The organism is Serratia sp. A07 (assembly GCF_058725505.1).
This window is the reverse complement of the sequence record NZ_JBZXDO010000003.1, coordinates 117,465-136,268: the sequence shown is the minus strand read 5'-3', so window position 1 is coordinate 136,268 and position 18,804 is coordinate 117,465. Positions and strand designations below refer to the sequence as shown.

The window sequence follows — 18,804 nt, the reverse complement described above, 5'->3', positions numbered from 1 at the left end:
TCGAATGAGTCTTGATATAGCCAAATACCCAACCCTGGCGCTAGCGGAAAACCCCGAGGAACTCCGCTCACTGCCCAAAGAGAGCTTGCCGAAGCTGTGCGATGAGCTGCGGCAATACCTGCTGAACAGCGTCAGTCGCTCCAGCGGCCACTTTGCCTCCGGGCTGGGTACCGTCGAACTGACGGTGGCGTTGCATTTCGTCTACAACACGCCGTTCGATCACCTGGTGTGGGACGTCGGCCACCAGGCCTACCCGCACAAAATTCTGACCGGCCGCCGCGACCGCATCGCCACCATTCGGCAAAAAAACGGCCTGCATCCGTTCCCGTGGCGCGCCGAAAGCGAATACGACGTGCTGTCGGTCGGCCACTCGTCGACCTCGATCAGCGCCGGCCTCGGCATGGCGGTGGCGGCGGAGCGTGAAGGCAAAGGCCGCCGCACGGTGTGCGTGATCGGCGACGGCGCCATCACCGCCGGCATGGCGTTCGAAGCGATGAACCACGCCGGCGACATCAACCCGGACATGCTGGTAGTGCTGAACGACAATGAGATGTCGATCTCGGAAAACGTCGGCGCGCTGAACAATCACCTGGCGCAGCTGCTGTCCGGCAAGCTTTACTCCACCCTGCGCGAAGGCGGCAAGAAAGTGTTGGCCGGCGTGCCGCCGATCAAGGAGCTGGTGAAACGCACCGAAGAGCACCTGAAAGGCATGGTGGTGCCGGGCACGCTGTTCGAAGAGCTGGGCTTTAACTACATCGGTCCGGTAGACGGGCACGACGTGCAGGGGCTGGTTGCCACGTTGAAAAACATGCGCGATCTGAAAGGCCCGCAGCTGTTGCACATCATGACCAAGAAAGGCCGCGGTTACGCACCGGCGGAGAAGGATCCGATCAGCTTCCACGCCGTACCGAAGTTCGATCCTGCCAGCGGTACGCTGCCGAAAAGCGCCGGCGGTCTGCCGACCTATTCGAAAATCTTCGGCGACTGGCTGTGTGAAACCGCCGCCAAAGACAGCTCGCTGATGGCAATCACGCCGGCCATGCGCGAAGGCTCCGGCATGGTGCAGTTCTCCCGCGACTACCCGCAGCAATATTTCGACGTGGCGATTGCCGAGCAGCACGCGGTCACCTTCGCCGCCGGGCTGGCAATCGGCGGCTACAAGCCGGTGGTGGCGATCTATTCCACCTTCCTGCAGCGCGCCTACGACCAGCTGATCCATGACGTGGCAATCCAGAACCTGCCGGTGATGTTCGCCATCGATCGCGGCGGCATCGTCGGCGCCGACGGCCAGACTCACCAGGGGGCGTTCGATCTGTCGTTCATGCGCTGCATCCCGACCATGGTGATCATGACGCCGAGCGACGAGAACGAATGCCGCCAGATGCTGTATACCGGCTATCACTACAATGCCGGCCCGAGCGCCGTGCGCTATCCGCGCGGCACCGGCACCGGCGCGGCGCTGGAGCCGCTCAGCCTGCTGCCGATCGGCAAAGGCGTGGTACGCCGCCAGGGGGAGAAGATCGCCATTCTCAACTTCGGCACCCTGCTGCCGGAGGCCGCGCAAGCGGCGGAAGCGCTCAACGCCACGCTGGTCGACATGCGCTTCGTCAAACCGCTGGACGAGCAGCTGGTGCTCGAACTGGCCGCCAGCCATGAAACGCTGGTCACGCTGGAAGAGAACGCGATCATGGGCGGCGCCGGCAGCGGCGTCAACGAACTGCTGATGGCCAAACGCCGTCCGGTGCCGGTGCTGAACCTCGGCCTGCCGGACAGCTTCGTCTCGCAGGGCACCCAGGAAGAACTGCGCGCCGATCTGGGGTTGGATGCCGCCGGCATTCAGCGCCAAATCGAAACCTGGCTGGCGCAGTAATCGCCACTCGCGCCTGACAAAACGCCTCCGCCTTCGGGGGCGTTTTTGTTTCCGCCCCCTCTCCCCGAGATCCGCGCTACAGTTACTGTCTGAGTTGTGAATGGGAGGCAAGCATGAAGTACCTGAAACTGGGCAACACCGATCTGAACGTCTCGCGCATCTGCCTGGGTTGCATGACCTACGGCGAACCGAACCGCGGCAATCACGCCTGGACGCTGCCGGAAGAGAGCAGCCGCCCGCTGCTGAAACAGGCGCTGGAAGCCGGCATCAACTTTTTCGACACCGCCAACAGCTATTCCGACGGCAGCAGCGAGGAAATCCTCGGCCGGGCGCTGCGCGACTATGCGCGCCGCGAGGACGTGGTGGTCGCCACCAAGGTGTATTTCCCACTGAGCAACCTGAAGCGCGGTTTGTCGCGCGCCAACATCATGCAGTCCATCGACGACAGCCTGCGGCGCCTGGGCACCGACTATGTCGATTTGCTGCAGATCCACCGCTGGGATTACGAAACGCCGCTGGAAGAGACGCTGGAAGCGCTGCACGACGTGGTGAAAGCCGGTAAGGCGCGTTACATCGGCGCCTCCTCGATGTACGCCTGGCAGTTCGCCAAGGCGCTGTATACCGCCGATCTGCACGGCTGGACGCGCTTCGTCAGCATGCAGGATCAATACAACCTGATTCAGCGCGAAGAAGAGCGCGAAATGCATCCGCTGTGCGCCGCCGAAGGCATCGCCGTGCTGCCGTGGAGCCCGCTGGCACGCGGCCGCCTGACCCGCCCCTGGGGCGAAACCACCGCGCGGCTGGTTTCCGACCAGTTCGGCAAGAGCCTGTATGAGGAAACTGAAGGCATCGACGCCATTATCGCCGAGCGCGTCGCCAGCCTCGCCGAGGAACGCGGCGTTTCACGCGCACAGATCGCGCTGGCCTGGCTGCTGAACAAACCGGCGGTCAGCACGCCGATCGTCGGCGCTTCGCGCAGCGAACAGCTGGACGACGCCATCGCCGCGGTCGATTTGAGTTTGTCGCCGCAAGAGGTCGCGGAGCTGGAGACGGCTTACGTGCCGCATCGGGTGACGGGATTTGAATAAGAGAGACGGGCGCGAAACAGCGCGCCCGTCTGTCAGAACAGCCCGATCGGCCAGTGGTGCCCAATCAGGTAGATGATGCCGGCGGACAGCACGCCGGCGATGATATCGTCGACCATGATGCCCATGCCGCCATGCACGTTGCGGTCGAACCAGCGGATCGGCCACGGTTTCCACATATCCAGAATGCGGAAGATGACGAAACCGGCGGCAACCCAGCGCCAGTCGTTGACCGGCAGCGCCATCAGCGTGATCCACATACCGACGAACTCGTCCCAGACGATGCTGCCGTGATCGTGCACCTTCATATCTTTTGCCGTGCGGTGGCAAATATAGACGCCGATGCAGATGCTGAACATCACCGCCAGCGAGTAAAGCTGCCACGGTAGCTGGATCAGCAGCAGCCAGAACGGGATCGCCGCCAGCGATCCCATGGTGCCCGGCATCACCGGCGACAAACCGCTGCCAAACCCGGTGGCCAGCAGGTGCCACGGATTGCTCATCCGCAGCCGACGCTTGGCTTCATCCATGGGTGCCCGGCCCCGCGTTGAAATGATCGAACCCAATCCAATCCAGCTCTACCGCTTCGTCGTTGCGATAATAGCGGATGCCTTCAGACAGCGGGCCAATTTGGCCGATGCAGGTGTAGTCGGCCCCGAGGTGGCTCAGCGCCACTTCCAGCGCGCCGCGGTTGATCTCCGGCACGGTGAAGCACAGCTCATAATCTTCGCCGCCCGCCAGCGCCCAACGCAGCGCCTGCTCGGCATCGGCGTGGCCGCTCAGCGCCTGCGACATCGGCAGCTCGTCCAGCACGATGCGCGCGCCACAGTCGCTGGCCTTCAGGATATGCTTCAGATCGGAAATCAGGCCGTCGGAGATGTCGATCGCCGAGCTGGCCAGATCCCGCAGCGCCTGCCCCTGCAGCACCCGCGGCTGCGGCCGCAGATGGCGGGCGACCAGATAATCGCGCGCCGCCGCATCCTTCACCGCCAGGCGATCCTGCAGGATCGCCAGACCGGCGGCGCTGTCGCCCAGCGTGCCGGTCACATAGATCCAGTCGCCGATGCGCGCACCGCTGCGGGTCAGCGCCCGGCCGGCCGGGATCAGCCCCTGAATGGTCAACGTCATGCTCAGCGGGCCGCGCGTGGTATCGCCGCCGATCAGTTGCATGCCGTAATAGTTGAGCTGGTCGAACAGGCTGTCGCTGAAGGCCTTCAGCCAGGGCTCGTCCACCTCCGGCAGGGTCAGCGCCAGCGAAAGCCAGGCCGGATCGGCGCCCATCGCCGCCAGATCGCTCAGATTGACCGCCAGCGCCTTATAGCCGAGATCGGCCGGATCGATGTCCGGCAGGAAGTGAATGCCCGCGACCAACGTATCGGTACTGACGGCCACCAGCTGTTTTTCCGGCACTGCCAGCAGTGCGCAGTCATCTCCAATGCCCAACTGTACATCCCGGCGCACGCGCTTAAACCGGTCAAAATAGCGGGCAATGAGGTCAAATTCGCCGCATGCCATATCGATATTCCACTAGAAGAAATTAAGGCCGGGAATGCCGGCCTTAAAGTTTTACTTTTTCTTGCGAAGGGTTGGCGCCACTTTATCCAGCACCCCGTTCACAAACTTGTGGCTGTCTTCCGCGCCGAAGGTTTTCGCCAGTTCGATCGCTTCGTTGATTGCCACCTTGTAAGGGACATCCTCGCGCATTTTCAGTTCAAACAGCGCGACGCGCAGCACCGCGCGCTCCACCTGGCCCAGCTCTTCGAGCTGACGCGACAGGTAAGGCGCCATCAGTTCGTCCAGCATACCTGCATTCACTGCCGCGCCGGACAGCAACTCGCGAAAATAGGCGACGTCAACATCTTTGACATCCTGCTCCGTCAGGAACTGGTGTTCAACATCGGCAAGGTCGTTTTTAGACAACTGCCAAGAGTAAAGCGCTTGAACAGCGCACTCACGAGCGCGGCGACGAGCAGCAGGTTTCACGGAATTCCCCTTAACTAAATTCAGGCTTTAATAGCTTTGATAACATTAATCATTTCAAGTGCGGTCAGCGCGGCTTCAGCGCCCTTGTTGCCCGCTTTGGTGCCGGCGCGTTCGATCGCCTGCTCGATGCTTTCGGTGGTCAGCACGCCAAAAGCAACCGGGATTTCGGCATTCATCGCAACGTTGCCGATGCCGGAGCTGGCTTCGCCCGCCACATATTCGAAGTGCGCGGTGCCCCCACGGATAACGGTGCCCAGCGCGATAACCGCGTCGTATTTGCCGGTTTTGGCCAATACGCTCGCCGTCAGCGGCAGCTCGTAAGCGCCCGGGACCCAGACAACGGTGATGTTGTCGTCAGCAACCTGACCAATGCGTTTCAGCGCGTCGATGGCGCCTTCCAGCAGGCTGTCGTTGATGAAATTGTTAAAACGTGCAATTGCGATCGCCACACGGGCATTTGGAGTAGCAACAACACCTTCGATAACTTTCATGGGCTTTCCTTAAAAATGGGTTCAATACCCCGCAGGGGGGCGGATTCTATCATATTCTTTCATCGCCTGCGCGGCGCTTTTGTAAAACCGGCGCGCGGGCGCGAGATTCAGTGTTTCGCCCGCAGGCGCAAACGCAGATCGGGGCCGACCTGACGCACGTCGCTAAAGACGAATTCCGGCGCGTCGGCCAATCGCTCCAGGCCCGGCAGGTGGCACAGGCCACGGCCATTATCGCCCAACAGTTTCGGCGCGATGTACAAAATGAGCTCATCCACCAGGCCGGCCTGCAGCAGCGCGCCGGCCAGCGATGCGCCCGCCTCCACCCAGATTGAATTCACCTGGCGCTTGGCCAACAGCATCATCATCACCACCAGATCGACGCCGCCGCCGTGCGCCGGGCAGATAAACTGCTCAACGTCTTGCGGCCAGGTCTGTTCATCCGCCTGCAGGCGCGCCAGCCAGGTGGCGCCCGGCTGCTGCACCACGCGGTGCTGCGGGGTAATGCGGTTTTGGCTGTCGAGCAGGATGCGCAGCGGCTGGCGTAGATTGTCGCGCGGATAGAGGCGCTGCGTCTCGGCGTCCAATTCATCCCAACGCACCGTCAGCGACGGATCGTCCGCCAGCACGGTGGCGCTGGTGCTGAGAATGGCGGCGCTCTGCGCGCGCAGGCGCTGCACGTCCTGACGCGCTTCGGGTGAGGTGATCCACTGGCTCTCGCCGGAGGCCATCGCCGTGCGGCCGTCCAGCGACGCGCCCAGCTTCAGCTGCACGTAAGGGAAGCCGGTGCGCATGCGCTTGAGGAAGCCCAGATTGACCGCTTCGGCCTCGGCCAGCATCAGGCCGTGCCGCACCTCGAGGCCGGCCTGCTGCAGCTTGTACAGCCCGCGCCCCGCCACCTGCGGGTTAGGATCTTGCATCGCCGCGACCACCCGCGCCACGCCGGCGGCCACCAGCGCATCGGCGCATGGCGGCGTGCGGCCGTGATGGCTGCACGGCTCGAGCGTAACATAGGCGGTGGCGCCGCGCGCCTTGTCGCCCGCCATGCGCAGCGCGTGCACTTCCGCGTGCGGCTCGCCGGCGCGCAGATGGTAGCCTTCACCGACAATTTCGCCGTCGCGCACGATAACGCAGCCGACGTTCGGATTGGGCGCGGTGGTAAAACGCCCCAGCCGCGCCAGTTCGAAGGCGCGCGCCATGTAAAATTCGTCGTGATGCATGAAAGATCCTTTAGTCTTGCAGGCGGGCAATCTCTTCGCCGAACTCGCGCACGTCTTCGAAGCTGCGGTACACCGACGCGAAGCGAATATAGGCGACCTTATCCAGCTTTTTCAGCGCGTCCATCACCAGATTGCCCACCAACTTGGTCGGCACTTCGCGTTCGCCGGTGGCGCGCAGTTGGGATTTGATATGGTTAAGGGCGTTTTCCACGTCGTCCGAGCTGACCGGGCGCTTTTCCAGCGCTTTCAGCATGCCGCGGCGCAGTTTGTCTTCGTTGAACGGCTCGCGCACCTCATCGCTTTTAATCACTCGCGGCATCACCAGCTCGGCCACCTCAAAGGTGGTGAAGCGTTCATTGCACACCAGACACTGGCGGCGACGGCGCACTTGCGAACCGTCCCCCACCAGGCGGGAATCAATGACTTTGGTATCAACGGCGGCGCAGAAAGGGCAATGCATAACACGTCCTGATAAACGTTTTTTATAGATAAATGCAGTTTACCCCGAAGTGCAGCCACAACAAAGGGCGGCGGCCATTTGTTGCGACACGCGGCCAGGAAGCGGCGCCGATATGACTTTCCCCTCCGGGCGGACTAAGCTGATAGCAGGAGATTCAGCATAGGAAATCGCCGTCATGACAACCTGTTACCCCAAAATCGCCCTGCTCGCCGCCGCCGTGTTGCTGGCGGGCTGCGCGCACAACGCCGCCGAGCCTCAGCTGCGCCATCAGGTCGCCGCGCTGAACCAGAAAGTGAGCGTGCTGACCGATCAAACCACCGCGCTGGAGCGGCAGAATCAGCTCAATCAGCACTCCGACAACGGCGTCTACCTGCTGCCGGCAGCCCGGAGCGCCGCCCGTTTGCAGAGCAGCCTCGGCGAACTGAGCGTTTCGCTGAGCCACATCAAGAGCGAAGCCAACGGCACGCAGGCGCAGTTGCATGTGCGCATCCTCTCGCAGGCCACGCTGCCGCCGTTCAACGCGGTGGTGGAATGGGGCCCACTGGATGAAGCCACCGGCCGGCCGTTGACCGCCGAGGCGCTGTCGCAACCGATCGCCAGCGCCGATTCACTGCTGCCAAAACCCGGCCAGGACTTCGAACTGCGCTTCAGCGGCCTGACGCCGGAACAGCTGGGCTATATCCGCCTGCACAGTCTGGTTTCGACCGCCCAACCGGCGGTGGTGCAGCCGCACTGAAACCCGAAACAAAAAAAAGGAGCGCCATCGGCGCTCCTTCTCATTTCGCTGAATACTGCGGCGGTTAAGGCAGAATCGAAGGCTGATCTGCGCCCTCTTTTTCCACTTTTTGCTGCAGCATGTGTTCGCGTTTCATCCCCAGCTTCAACGCCAGCGCAGACGCGACGTAGATGGAGGAAACGGTACCGATCGACACGCCGATCAGCATCGCCAGCGAGAAGCCTTGCAGCATCGCGCCACCGAAGATGTACAGCATCAGCACCACCATCAGGGTGGTCCCGGAAGTCATCAGCGTACGGCTCAGCGTCTGGGTCAACGACACGTTCATGATTTCGTAAGGCGTGCCGCGGCGGATCTTGCGGAAGTTCTCACGAATACGGTCGGAAACCACGATGCTGTCGTTCAGCGAGTAACCGATAACCGACATCAGGGACGCGACGATGGTCAGGTCAATCTCGATGTGGAACAGCGACAGCACGCCCAGCGTGATGATCACGTCGTGCGCCAGCGCGATAACCGCCCCCAGCGCCAGGCGCCATTCGAAGCGGAAACCGACGTAGATCAGGATACAGATCAACGCCACCAGCAGCGCCATGCCGCCGGTTTGCGCCAGCTCGCTGCCCACGCTCGGGCCGACGAACTCAATGCGCTTCACGGTGGCGTTTTTGTCCACCGAGTCGTTGATCACGCCGATCACCTTGTTGCCCAGTTCCTGGCCTGCGGTGCCGGTTGCCGGTGGCATGCGCACCATCACGTCGCGGCTGCTGCCGAAGTTCTGGATGATCGGATCCTGGAACCCGGCCTTCTCCAGCGTATCGCGCATCAGGTCGAGATTGGCCGGTTTCTCCAGGTTGATTTCAATCACCGTACCGCCGGTGAAATCCAGACCCCAGTTAAACCCGCGCACCGACATGGTGACGATCGACGCGACCAACAGCAGCAACGAGATGCCGAAGGCCACGTAGTCCCAGCGCATAAAGTCGTAGACTTTACGGCCGTAGTTGAGTTGCTCAACAGTATAATCCTGTGCCACAACGCACTCCTCAGATAGACAGCTTGTTAATGCGTTTGCCGCCGTAAAGCAGGTTGACGATGGCACGGGTACCGACAATCGCGGTGAACATGGACGTCGCCACACCGATAGCGGTGGTGATCGCAAAGCCTTTGATCGAACCGGTGCCCACTGCGTACAGGATGACCGCGGTGATCAGCGTGGTGATGTTGGCGTCGACGATACTGGAGAACGCGCCTTTATAGCCCTCATGGATCGCCTGCTGAACGGACCTGCCGTTCTTCAGCTCTTCCTTGATACGCTCGTTAATCAGTACGTTGGCGTCAACCGCCACCGCCAGCGTCAACACGATCCCGGCAATGCCCGGCATGGTCAGCGTCGCCCCCGGCAACAGGGACATCACGCCGACGATCAGCACCAGGTTGGCGACCAGCGCCGTGGTGGCGATCACGCCGAACTTACGGTACCAGACCACCATGAAGACGATGGACGCCACCAGGCCCCACAGACAGGCTTCCAGACCTTGGGTGATGTTCTGCTGACCCAGGGTTGGACCGATGGTGCGCTCTTCGACGATCTGAATCGGCGCGATCAGCGCGCCCGCACGCAGCAGCAGCGAAAGCTGACGCGCTTCGTTCGGGTTGCCAATACCGGTGATGCGGAAGCTGTTGCCCAGACGCGACTGAATGTTCGCCACGTTGATCACTTCTTCCTGTTTCACCAGCACCGCACGGCCGTTGGCGTCTTTCTTGCCGCTGTCCTTATACTCCACGAACAGGGTCGCCATCGGCTTGCCGATGTTGTCCTTGGTGAAGTTGGACATGGACGTGCCGCCGGCGCTGTCCAGCGAGATGTTAACCTGCGGCTGGTTGTATTCGTCGGTGCTCGAGGTAGAGTCGGTGATGTGGTCACCGGTCAGGATCACGCGCTTGTACAGCACGATCGGCTGGCCGTCACGGGTGTATTTCACCTCGGAATCGCCAGGCACGCGGCCGTTGGCCGCCGCAGTGGCGTCCGCATTGGTGTTCACCAGACGGAATTCCAGGGTCGCGGTGGCGCCCAGAATTTCTTTGGCGCGCGCGGTGTCCTGAATGCCCGGCAGCTCGACCACGATGCGGTCGGCGCCCTGGCGCTGCACCAGCGGTTCGGCGACGCCGAGCTGGTTGACGCGGTTACGCAGGATAGTGATGTTCTGCTGGACGGCGTATTCGCGCGCTTCGCTCAGACGGGCGTCCGTCAGGTTGGCTTTCATGGTGTTGGCGCCGTTGGCGGACAGCACCAGATCGCGCTGACGCGGGCCGATGTAGCTGATGGCCTGGTCGCGGGCCGCATCGTCACGGAAGCGAACTTCCACGCCGTTGTTGTCCAGCTTGCGGATAGACGCATAAGGAATGCCCTTCTCGCGCAGCTCGCTGCGCAGGGTATCCATGGTCTGTTCCTGCAGCTTGCTCAGCGCGGTGTCCATGTCCACTTCCATCAGGAAGTGCACGCCGCCGCGCAGGTCCAGGCCGAGTTTCATCGGCTCTGCGCCCAGCATGGCCAGCCAGGTCGGCGTGGCCGGCGCCAGGTTCAGCGCCACGACGAATTTGTCACCCAGCTCGGTCACCAGCGCTTCGCGGGCGCGCAGCTGAACGTCAGGATCTTTAAAGCGAGCCAGGATGGCGCCATTTTCCAGCGCAATCGACTTGCTCGCAATGTTGTCTTTTTCTAATACGGTACGGACCTGGTCCAGCGTAGTTTCACTGGCGGCGACGCCGCGCGCGCCAGTGATTTGTACGGCCGGATCCTCACCGTAGATGTTGGGAAGCGCATAAAGCAGACCGACGAGGATCACGACGATCAACATCAGATACTTCCACAAAGGATAACGGTTTAGCACGGCAATTCCCTTCGGGAAAAAAGATTACAGGGCCTTCATGGTACCTTTCGGCAGAACGGCCGCCACGAAGTCACGCTTGATCATCACTTCCGTGGTGTCGTTCAGCGCGATGGCGATGATGCCGGTGTCGGCCACTTTGGTCACGCGACCGATCAGGCCGCCGGTGGTCAGCACTTCGTCGCCTTTACCGATGGAGTCCATCAGCTTCTTGTGATCTTTAGCGCGCTTCTGCTGTGGGCGCAGGATCATGAAGTAGAAGATCAGGCCGAACACCACCAGCATAATGATCAGAGAGTACGGGCTTCCCTGAGCCGGGGCCCCTGCGGATGCGACGGCGTCAGAAATGAAAAAGCTCATTGAAATTCCCTCATTAAGTTATCAATTATTAGATCAAGCGTTTAAAGGCGGAATCGGCTTGCCGATCCGACCATAGAAATCCGCAACAAACTGCTCTAATTTACCCTCTTCGATAGCCTGGCGTAAACCCGCCATGAGGCGCTGGTAGTGACGCAGGTTATGAATCGTGTTCAGTCGAGCACCCAATATTTCGTTGCAACGGTCGAGATGGTGCAAGTAGGCACGGCTGTAATGGCGACACGTGTAGCAATCACAGTCCTTATCCAGCGGAGAAGTATCATCCTTGTGCTTGGCATTACGGATTTTTACCACACCGTCAGTCACGAACAGATGGCCGTTGCGGGCGTTGCGGGTCGGCATGACGCAGTCGAACATGTCGATGCCGCGACGCACGCCTTCCACCAAATCTTCCGGCTTGCCGACGCCCATCAAATAGCGTGGCTTATCTTCCGGAATTTGCGGGCAAACGTGTTCAAGAATGCGATGCATATCCTCTTTCGGCTCGCCTACAGCCAAGCCGCCCACAGCGTACCCGTCAAAGCCGATATCCACCAGCCCTTTGACGGAAACATCACGTAAATCTTCGTAAACACCGCCCTGAATGATGCCGAACAGCGCATTTTTATTTTCCAGCTCGTCGAAACGCTTGCGGCTGCGCTCCGCCCAGCGCAGCGACATTTCCATCGAACGCTTGGCGTAGTCCCAGTCGGCCGGATACGGTGTACATTCGTCGAAGATCATTACGATGTCGGAACCCAGGTCATACTGGATTTCCATCGATTTTTCCGGGCTCAGGAACACCTTGTCGCCGTTGATCGGGTTGCGGAAGTACACGCCTTCCTCTTTGATCTTGCGCATCGCCCCCAGGCTGAATACCTGGAAACCGCCGGAATCGGTAAGGATCGGCCCATGCCACTGCATGAAGTCGTGCAGATCGCCGTGCAGTTTCATGATCTCCTGGCCCGGGCGCAGCCACAGGTGGAAGGTGTTGCCCAGCAGGATCTGTGCGCCGGTCTCTTTCACTTCTTCCGGCGTCATGCCCTTGACCGTGCCGTAGGTACCGACCGGCATAAAGGCCGGGGTTTCCACCACGCCGCGGTCGAAGATCAGGCGGCCGCGACGCGCGCGGCCATCGGTAGTTTGTAGTTCGTACTTCACAAAGCCTCCAGCATCAGAGAAACAGTCTGATGTCGTTGAAACGGGGCCGCGCCGTGGGCGCAGCCCGGGAAATTAACCGCCGACGGACTCGTTTTCCGCCTGCGGGTTACGGCTGATGAACATCGCATCGCCGTAGCTGAAAAAGCGATACTGCTCGGCCACCGCCTGCTGATAGGCGTTCATGGTATTTTTATAGCCGGCGAAGGCCGACACCAGCATGATCAAGGTCGATTCCGGCAGGTGGAAATTGGTCACCAGCGCGTCGATCACCTGGTAGTGATAGCCCGGATAGATAAAGATGCTGGTGTCGCCGAAGAACGGCGCAATCAGCGCCTCTTTGCTGGCCGCCGCGGCGCTTTCCAGCGAACGCACCGAGGTGGTGCCCACCGCCACGACGCGTTTGCCGCGCGCCTTGCAGGCCAGCACCGCATCGACCACGTCCTGCGGCACTTCGGCGTATTCGGCGTGCATCACGTGATCTTCGATGGTTTCCACGCGCACCGGCTGGAAGGTGCCGGCGCCGACGTGCAGCGTCACGAACGCCATTTCCACGCCCTTGGCGCGCAGCGCCGCCAGCAGCGGTTCGTCGAAGTGCAGGCCGGCGGTCGGCGCGGCGACCGCGCCGGGTTTCTCGCTGTAGACCGTCTGATACAGCTCGCGGTCCGCGTCTTCATCCGGGCGGGCGATATAAGGCGGCAGCGGCATATGGCCGGCGGCGTTGAGGATAGTGAACACGTCGCGCTCGTCGTTGAAGCGCAGCTCGAACAGCGTCTCGTGGCGCGCTACCATGGTGGCGGCGATGCTCTCGTCATCCCCCAACAGCAGCTCGGCGCCCGGCTTCGGCGCTTTCGACGCGCGCACGTGCGCCAGCACGCGATGGTCGTCCAGCACGCGCTCCACCAGCACTTCAATCTTGCCGCCGCTGACCTTGCGGCCGAACATGCGCGCCGGGATCACGCGGGTATTGTTGAACACCAGCAGGTCGCCGGCTTCCAGCTTATCCAGCAGATCGGTGAATACGCCGTGCGTCAGCGCCCCGCTCGGCCCGTCCAGCTGCAGCAGGCGGCATGCGCTGCGTTCGGCCTGGGGATAGTGGGCAATCAGGGATTCGGGAAGTTCAAACGAAAAATCAGCGACGCGCATGGGTATTCACTTCTTCAATTTAGGGCTGGTTGGTAAAAAACAGGCGGCCTAGTCTAAAGCCGGGGGCGGTCAGCGGCAAGAAATAAGGAGGATTTGCCTGACTTCGGGTATAGTTGAGGGATGAATTTTCTCGCTCATCTTCACCTGGCCATGCTGGCGGACAGCTCGCTGCTGGGCAACCTGCTGGCCGATTTCGTGCGCGGCAACCCCGCCGCCGACTACCAGCCCGACGTGGTGGCCGGCATCATGATGCACCGCCGCGTCGACGTGCTGACCGACAGCCTGCCGCAGGTCAAAGCCAGCCGCGACTATTTCAGCGCCCCCTACCGCCGCGTGGCGCCGATCACCCTCGACGTGGTGTGGGACCATTTTCTGGCGCGCCACTGGCAGCAGCTGGAGCCTTCGCGCGACCTGCACCAGTTTACCCAGGAAGCCCGCAGCCAGATCGAACCTTTTCTGCCGCTCACGCCGCCGCGCTTTCAAAACCTGAACGGCTACCTGTGGCCGGAACGCTGGCTGGAGCGCTACGCCGAATTGCCGTTCATCGCCCGGGTGCTGCAGGGCATGGCCAGCCGCCGCCCGCGCCTCGATGCGCTGGCCGGCTCGTTCGCCGACGTCGAGCAACATTATCATCAGCTTGAAACACAGTTCTGGCAGTTTTACCCGCAAATGATGCGGCAGGCGAAGGACAAAGCGCTCTGAGGTCAAGCCCAAGTCATTGAAATTGCAACGCCTTGCAAGAATTTACGTTTTGCCGCTTGCCCTTTTGTGGGAAAAGGTTATTTTTAAAGCTCGCTAAATTATATCAACGACTTTGATAGGTGAAAGCTATCTCATCGATTGGTCTTTTACCCTTTATTCACCAAGTCGCGGCCCCTATACTGGCCCTTGTTTTTACATCCACCCTTTAACACCTATTACAGGAGTAATTATGGTCCTGGTAACTCGTCAAGCCCCTGACTTCACTGCAGCTGCCGTACTGGGTAGCGGCGAAATCGTTGAAAACTTCAACCTGAAGAAGCACCTGAACGGCAAACCGGCCGTGCTGTTCTTCTGGCCAATGGACTTCACCTTCGTATGCCCTTCCGAGCTGATCGCTTTCGATCACCGCTATGAAGAGTTCCAGAAGCGTGGCGTTGAAGTGGTTGGCGTTTCCTTCGACTCAGAGTTCGTCCACAACGCATGGCGTAAAACCCCTGTCGACAAAGGCGGCATCGGTGAAGTGAAATACGCAATGGTTGCTGACATCAAGCGTGAAATCCAGAAAGCTTACGGCATCGAACACCCGGAAGCCGGCGTTGCGCTGCGCGGCTCCTTCCTGATCGACAAAGACGGCATCGTGCGTGCTCAGGTTGTTAACGACCTGCCAATCGGCCGTAACATCGACGAAATGATCCGTACCGTTGATGCGCTGCAATTCCACGAAGAGCACGGTGAAGTGTGCCCGGCTCAGTGGGAAAAAGGCAAAGCAGGTATGGGCGCTTCCCCAGACGGCGTTGCAAAATACCTGTCTGAAAACGCTGCCAAGCTGTAATTTCAGCCTGATAGTGAATCAACCGGCCCATGCGGCCGGTTTTTTTATGCCCCTTTATGGGGCAGACCGCCCACCTTCAGTGCTTTATTTCCCTGTTTCCGCTCACATTTCCCACCCTGCTCGCCGCGCGCACGCCCATCTGCGGCTACTATCAATAACGCTGGCTCGCGCTTTGCAAGTGAACAGCGGCAAGCAAACACAACACAATAAAAAACTGACAGGGTAGGAATAACTATGTTTTTACAGAAATGGAGCAAACCCCTGACCATGGCGGCGCTGCTGGTCAGCGGCAGCCTGTATGCGGCATCCAACCCGGCGGTGGAAGCCAAAAACGGCATGGTGGTCACCTCGCAACACCTGGCCTCGCAGGTCGGCGTGGATATCCTGAAGATGGGCGGCAACGCCATCGACGCCGCCGTGGCGGTGGGCTATGCGCAGGCGGTGGTTAACCCCTGCTGCGGCAACATCGGCGGCGGCGGCTTTATGACCGTCCACCTGGCGGACGGCACCGACACCTTCATCAACTTCCGTGAAACCGCGCCGGCGGCGGCCAGCGCCAACATGTATCTGGATGCCGACGGCAAGGTAAAGAAAGACGCCAGCCTGTACGGCTATCTGGCGGCGGGCGTGCCGGGCACCGTGCTGGGGATGGAAACCGCGCGTGAGAAGTACGGCAAGCTGAGCCGCGAACAGGTGCTGGCGCCGGCTATCAGGCTGGCGCGCGAAGGCTTTGTGCTGACCCGCGCCGATACCGATATCCTCGACACCACCGTCGCACGCTTCAAACAGGATCCCGAGTCGGCCAAAATCTTCCTGCGCCCGGACGGCAGCCCGCTGCAGCCGGGGGACAAGCTGGTGCAAACCGATCTGGCCAATACGCTGGAAGCCATCGCCAAAGGGTGAACCGACGCCTTCTATAAAGGCAAGATCCCGCAGGCGGTGGAGGCGGCGGCCAAACAGAGCGGCGGCATATTGACCGCCGCCGACTTCGCCAATTACAAGGTCACCGAAACGCCGCCGATTACCTGCAGCTATCGCGGCTACAAGTTCGTGTCGGCGCCGCCTCCCAGCTCCGGCGGCGTGACGCTGTGCGAAATCCTCAACGTGGTGGAAGGCTACGACCTGAAAAGCATGGGCTTCAACTCGGCGGCGGCCATTCACACCATGACCGAAGCGATGCGTCATGCCTACATGGACCGCAACACCTACCTCGGCGACCCGGAATTCATCAAGAACCCGATCGACCGGCTGGTGAGCAAGAGCTACGCCGAGCAGATCCGCAAGAAAATCGTCGCGGACAAGGCCACGCCGTCGGAAAACGTGCAGCCCGGCATGGAACCGCATGAGAAACCGGAAACCACCCACTATTCGATCGTCGATCACGACGGCAACGCGGTCTCCACCACCTATACCGTCAACGGCCGCTTCGGCGCCGTGGTGATCGCACCGGGCACCGGCTTCTTCCTCAACGACGAGATGGACGACTTTACGGTCAAAGTGGGCGAGAAAAACCTGTACGGACTGGTGCAGGGCACCGCCAACAGCATTGCCCCCGGTAAGCGCCCACTATCGTCGATGAGCCCGACGCTGGTGACCAAGGACAACAAGATCTTTATGGTACTGGGCTCGCCGGGCGGTTCGCGCATCATCACCATCACCCTGCAGACCGCGTTGAACGTGATCGACCACGGCATGGCGCCGCAGGAAGCGGTGGACGCACCGCGCATCCATCACCAATGGTTGCCGGATGAGGTGTACTACGAACAGCGCGGCGCTTCCGCCGATACGCTGAAGCTGCTGAGCGGCATGGGCTATAAGATGCTCGAGCAAACGCCGTGGGGCGCCGCCGAACTGATTCTGGTCGGTTTGCCGGGCGCGGCGGGCGTCAGCCCGGCCAACTCCGGCAACGACTCGGCGGTTTCCGGCAAGGTGCGCGAAGGCTATCTGTACGGCGCCAACGACGTACGTCGCCCGGCAGGTTCTGCGGTCGGTTACTGATGTAAACGCCTACTCACTTTTATCGCGGGGGCCCTTTGGCCCCCGCAGTTGCTTTAGCCTTCGCAGCGCCACACGCTGGCCGACTCTTCCGCCAGCTGCAGGCGCAGCCCGCCTGCCGTTTCGCTCAACTCTCCCCGCCCTTCCACACGCCGCCACGGGCCGCGCGCCAACAGTGGGTTGTGCGGCAGCTGCGCTTGGCCGCTGCCGTCGCGCTGCAGCGCCACCAGCACCTGCTCCTGCTGATACAGGCGCACGAACACCAGCGTTTCTCCGCTGGCATACAGCACCTGACAGCCGCCGCGACGCAATGCCACGCTCTGTTTACGCAGCGCCGCCATGCGCTGGAACAGCGCCAACAGCGGCCGGTCCCAGTCGCCGACGTCCCACGGAAACGGCTTGCGGCAGAACGGATCGTTGCCGCCGTCCAGACCAATCTCATCGCCGTAGTAGAGACAAGGCACGCCAATCCAGCTCAGCAACCACACCGCCGCCATTTGCATGCGCGCCGCGTTCCCCTGCAACAGCGTGAGAAAACGCGCGGTATCGTGGCTGTCCAACTGGTTGAACTGGATCAGCTGGCGGCCGTGCGGCAGCCCGGCGCGGTAACCCTCCATCCACTGCGCGCACCCGACGGCGTCCAGCCGCACCGGGTGATAGGCCACGTCCAGCCCCGCCAAAAATGCCCGCACCGGCAGCGCGAACCCCATGTAGTTCATCGCCGCATCCTCCACGCCGGCGTGCAACCAGCGGCGCGCGTCGCCGAAGTGCTCGCCCAAGACGTAGGCCTGAGGGTTCTCCTGCTTCACCGCCTGATAGATGCCAGCCAGGTGATGCAGGTTGCCGGTGGCGCCGCCGTTCTCCCCCAGCATGTGCACCACGTCCAGCCGCCAACCGTCGATGCTGTACGGCGAGCGCAGCCAGTGGCGCACCACGCTGCCTTCTCCGCGATAGATCGCTTCCGCCACTTGCGGCTCGGCGAAGTTGAGCTTCGGCAGGCTGGCGTTGCCCTTCCAGTCGAGCGCGCGGCCGTCCGGGTAAAAGTTGAACCAGCCGCGATACGGTGAATCAGGGTGGTGACAGGCGCCGTTTTCGCCCTGGCGATGGCGGTCGAACCACGGATGCGAGTCGCCGGTGTGGTTGAATACCCCGTCCAGCACCAGTTTCATGCCCACCTTGTGAGTGCTCACTCGCAAACGCTGCAGCGCCGCGTTGCCGCCAAAGTGCGGATCGACCTGGTAATAGTCCTCGGTATCGTACTTATGCACGCTCGGCGCGGTAAAAATCGGGTTCAGATACAGCGCCGTCACGCCCAGCTGCTGCAAATACGGCAGTTTGGCGCTGATGCCGTCCAGATCGCCGCCGTAAAAGGTCGAGGCGGCGTGGCGATCCTCCAACGGGTGCTGCCAGTCACGCCGAATCACCTCGGCGCCGGCCGCGTGATGGCGGTAGCTGCCGCTTTGGATGCCGTGCTCGCCGCCGCTGCTGGCGAAGCGATCGGGGAAAATCTGGTAGAACAGCTGATCCGCCACCCACTCGGGGCCATGGTCGGGCTCGTCGACGGCGAACTGCGCCAGCTGGCCCGGCGGCGTTGGCGAACAGCCCTGCGGGCCGAACCACTGCTGGCGATCGGCCCACAGCAGCTTGAAGCAGTAACGCCGCGTCGGCTCGCCCTCATTCAGCGTCAGGCTGGCCTGGTAGCGCCGCATTCCCTCGTGGCGCTGCGCTTTCATCACCAGCAGCCACTCTTCGTTGTCCGGTTCGGCGCGCAAAAACACCCGTTCCGGCAGTTCATCCCCCTGTAACCACAGCGTGATATCCAAACGTTGCCCTTGCTTCACCACAAAAGGCGGGACCGGTTGATGCCAGGCGTTAAGCATACTG

At 61.5% G+C, this 18,804-nt stretch carries 17 protein-coding genes and 1 pseudogene; 6 read left to right on the top strand and 12 right to left on the bottom strand.

The window, feature by feature from the left end; genetic code table 11:
• The first annotated feature begins 4 nt into the window (after nt 1-4).
• Both dxs and AC4PR2_RS04355 read left to right on the top strand, forming a co-directional pair.
• Nucleotides 5-1,870, top strand: coding sequence for a 1-deoxy-D-xylulose-5-phosphate synthase (dxs, locus tag AC4PR2_RS04360; RefSeq protein ID WP_055316790.1), 1,866 nt, complete (start codon nt 5-7; stop codon nt 1,868-1,870).
• 113 nt (nt 1,871-1,983) lie between these two features.
• The gene (locus tag AC4PR2_RS04355) at nt 1,984-2,958 is read left to right on the top strand and encodes an aldo/keto reductase (protein ID WP_197658139.1); all 975 of its coding nucleotides are present in this window, start codon (nt 1,984-1,986) and stop codon (nt 2,956-2,958) included.
• Nucleotides 2,959-2,990: 32 nt separating this feature from the next.
• Here AC4PR2_RS04355 and pgpA read toward each other — a convergent pair whose 3' ends face one another.
• From pgpA to nrdR, 6 genes are all read right to left on the bottom strand, one after another.
• Nucleotides 2,991-3,485: a phosphatidylglycerophosphatase A gene (gene pgpA / locus AC4PR2_RS04350; RefSeq protein ID WP_004940382.1), complete on the bottom strand. Its 495-nt coding sequence runs from the start codon at nt 3,483-3,485 to the stop codon at nt 2,991-2,993.
• Nucleotides 3,478-4,470, bottom strand: coding sequence for a thiamine-phosphate kinase (gene thiL / locus AC4PR2_RS04345; RefSeq protein ID WP_330113325.1), 993 nt, complete (start codon nt 4,468-4,470; stop codon nt 3,478-3,480). The genes pgpA and thiL overlap by 8 nt, the downstream gene beginning before the upstream one ends.
• A 51-nt stretch (nt 4,471-4,521) precedes the next feature.
• Nucleotides 4,522-4,938: a transcription antitermination factor NusB gene (nusB, locus tag AC4PR2_RS04340; RefSeq protein ID WP_004940384.1), complete on the bottom strand. Its 417-nt coding sequence runs from the start codon at nt 4,936-4,938 to the stop codon at nt 4,522-4,524.
• A 20-nt stretch (nt 4,939-4,958) separates the two neighbouring features.
• Nucleotides 4,959-5,429 (bottom strand): 6,7-dimethyl-8-ribityllumazine synthase, encoded by a 471-nt coding sequence (gene ribH / locus AC4PR2_RS04335; RefSeq protein WP_004940385.1) that lies wholly within the window; start codon nt 5,427-5,429, stop codon nt 4,959-4,961.
• Nucleotides 5,430-5,536: 107 nt separating this feature from the next.
• Nucleotides 5,537-6,646, bottom strand: a complete 1,110-nt coding sequence (gene ribD / locus AC4PR2_RS04330) for a bifunctional diaminohydroxyphosphoribosylaminopyrimidine deaminase/5-amino-6-(5-phosphoribosylamino)uracil reductase RibD (RefSeq protein ID WP_330113324.1) — start codon at nt 6,644-6,646, stop codon at nt 5,537-5,539.
• 10 nt (nt 6,647-6,656) lie between these two features.
• Nucleotides 6,657-7,106 (bottom strand): transcriptional regulator NrdR, encoded by a 450-nt coding sequence (nrdR, locus tag AC4PR2_RS04325; RefSeq protein WP_004940387.1) that lies wholly within the window; start codon nt 7,104-7,106, stop codon nt 6,657-6,659.
• Between the two features lie 175 nt (nt 7,107-7,281).
• Here nrdR and AC4PR2_RS04320 point away from each other — a divergent pair, with 175 nt between their 5' ends.
• Entirely contained in the window at nt 7,282-7,842 is a 561-nt protein-coding gene (locus AC4PR2_RS04320) for a SadB/YajI family lipoprotein (RefSeq protein ID WP_330113323.1), read from the top strand.
• A 64-nt stretch (nt 7,843-7,906) separates the two neighbouring features.
• Here AC4PR2_RS04320 and secF read toward each other — a convergent pair whose 3' ends face one another.
• The 5 genes from secF to queA all read right to left on the bottom strand — a co-directional run bounded on the left by secF (nt 7,907) and on the right by queA (nt 13,391).
• Nucleotides 7,907-8,875, bottom strand: coding sequence for a protein translocase subunit SecF (secF, locus tag AC4PR2_RS04315; protein ID WP_060423338.1), 969 nt, complete (start codon nt 8,873-8,875; stop codon nt 7,907-7,909).
• Between the two features lie 10 nt (nt 8,876-8,885).
• Complete coding sequence (secD, locus tag AC4PR2_RS04310) at nt 8,886-10,733, bottom strand: protein translocase subunit SecD (protein WP_004940390.1); 1,848 nt, start codon at nt 10,731-10,733, stop codon at nt 8,886-8,888.
• 24 nt (nt 10,734-10,757) lie between these two features.
• Nucleotides 10,758-11,090, bottom strand: coding sequence for a preprotein translocase subunit YajC (gene yajC / locus AC4PR2_RS04305; RefSeq protein WP_004940391.1), 333 nt, complete (start codon nt 11,088-11,090; stop codon nt 10,758-10,760).
• A gap of 33 nt (nt 11,091-11,123) precedes the next feature.
• Nucleotides 11,124-12,248 (bottom strand): tRNA guanosine(34) transglycosylase Tgt, encoded by a 1,125-nt coding sequence (tgt, locus tag AC4PR2_RS04300; protein WP_033647322.1) that lies wholly within the window; start codon nt 12,246-12,248, stop codon nt 11,124-11,126.
• A gap of 72 nt (nt 12,249-12,320) precedes the next feature.
• The gene (gene queA / locus AC4PR2_RS04295; RefSeq protein WP_016928878.1) at nt 12,321-13,391 is read right to left on the bottom strand and encodes a tRNA preQ1(34) S-adenosylmethionine ribosyltransferase-isomerase QueA; all 1,071 of its coding nucleotides are present in this window, start codon (nt 13,389-13,391) and stop codon (nt 12,321-12,323) included.
• A 120-nt stretch (nt 13,392-13,511) separates the two neighbouring features.
• Between queA and AC4PR2_RS04290 the strand changes: the two genes are divergently transcribed.
• From AC4PR2_RS04290 to ggt, 3 genes and pseudogenes are all read left to right on the top strand, one after another.
• Nucleotides 13,512-14,093: an ACP phosphodiesterase gene (locus tag AC4PR2_RS04290; protein WP_046688353.1), complete on the top strand. Its 582-nt coding sequence runs from the start codon at nt 13,512-13,514 to the stop codon at nt 14,091-14,093.
• Nucleotides 14,094-14,322: 229 nt separating this feature from the next.
• The gene (locus AC4PR2_RS04285) at nt 14,323-14,925 is read left to right on the top strand and encodes a peroxiredoxin C (RefSeq protein WP_019454212.1); all 603 of its coding nucleotides are present in this window, start codon (nt 14,323-14,325) and stop codon (nt 14,923-14,925) included.
• Nucleotides 14,926-15,159: 234 nt separating this feature from the next.
• Nucleotides 15,160-16,923 (top strand): annotated as a pseudogene (gene ggt, locus AC4PR2_RS04280) (gamma-glutamyltransferase).
• 53 nt (nt 16,924-16,976) lie between these two features.
• On the opposite strand, the gene malZ reads toward ggt, so the two are convergent.
• Nucleotides 16,977-18,800, bottom strand: coding sequence for a maltodextrin glucosidase (gene malZ, locus AC4PR2_RS04275; RefSeq protein WP_193158716.1), 1,824 nt, complete (start codon nt 18,798-18,800; stop codon nt 16,977-16,979).
• Nucleotides 18,801-18,804: the final 4 nt, after the last annotated feature.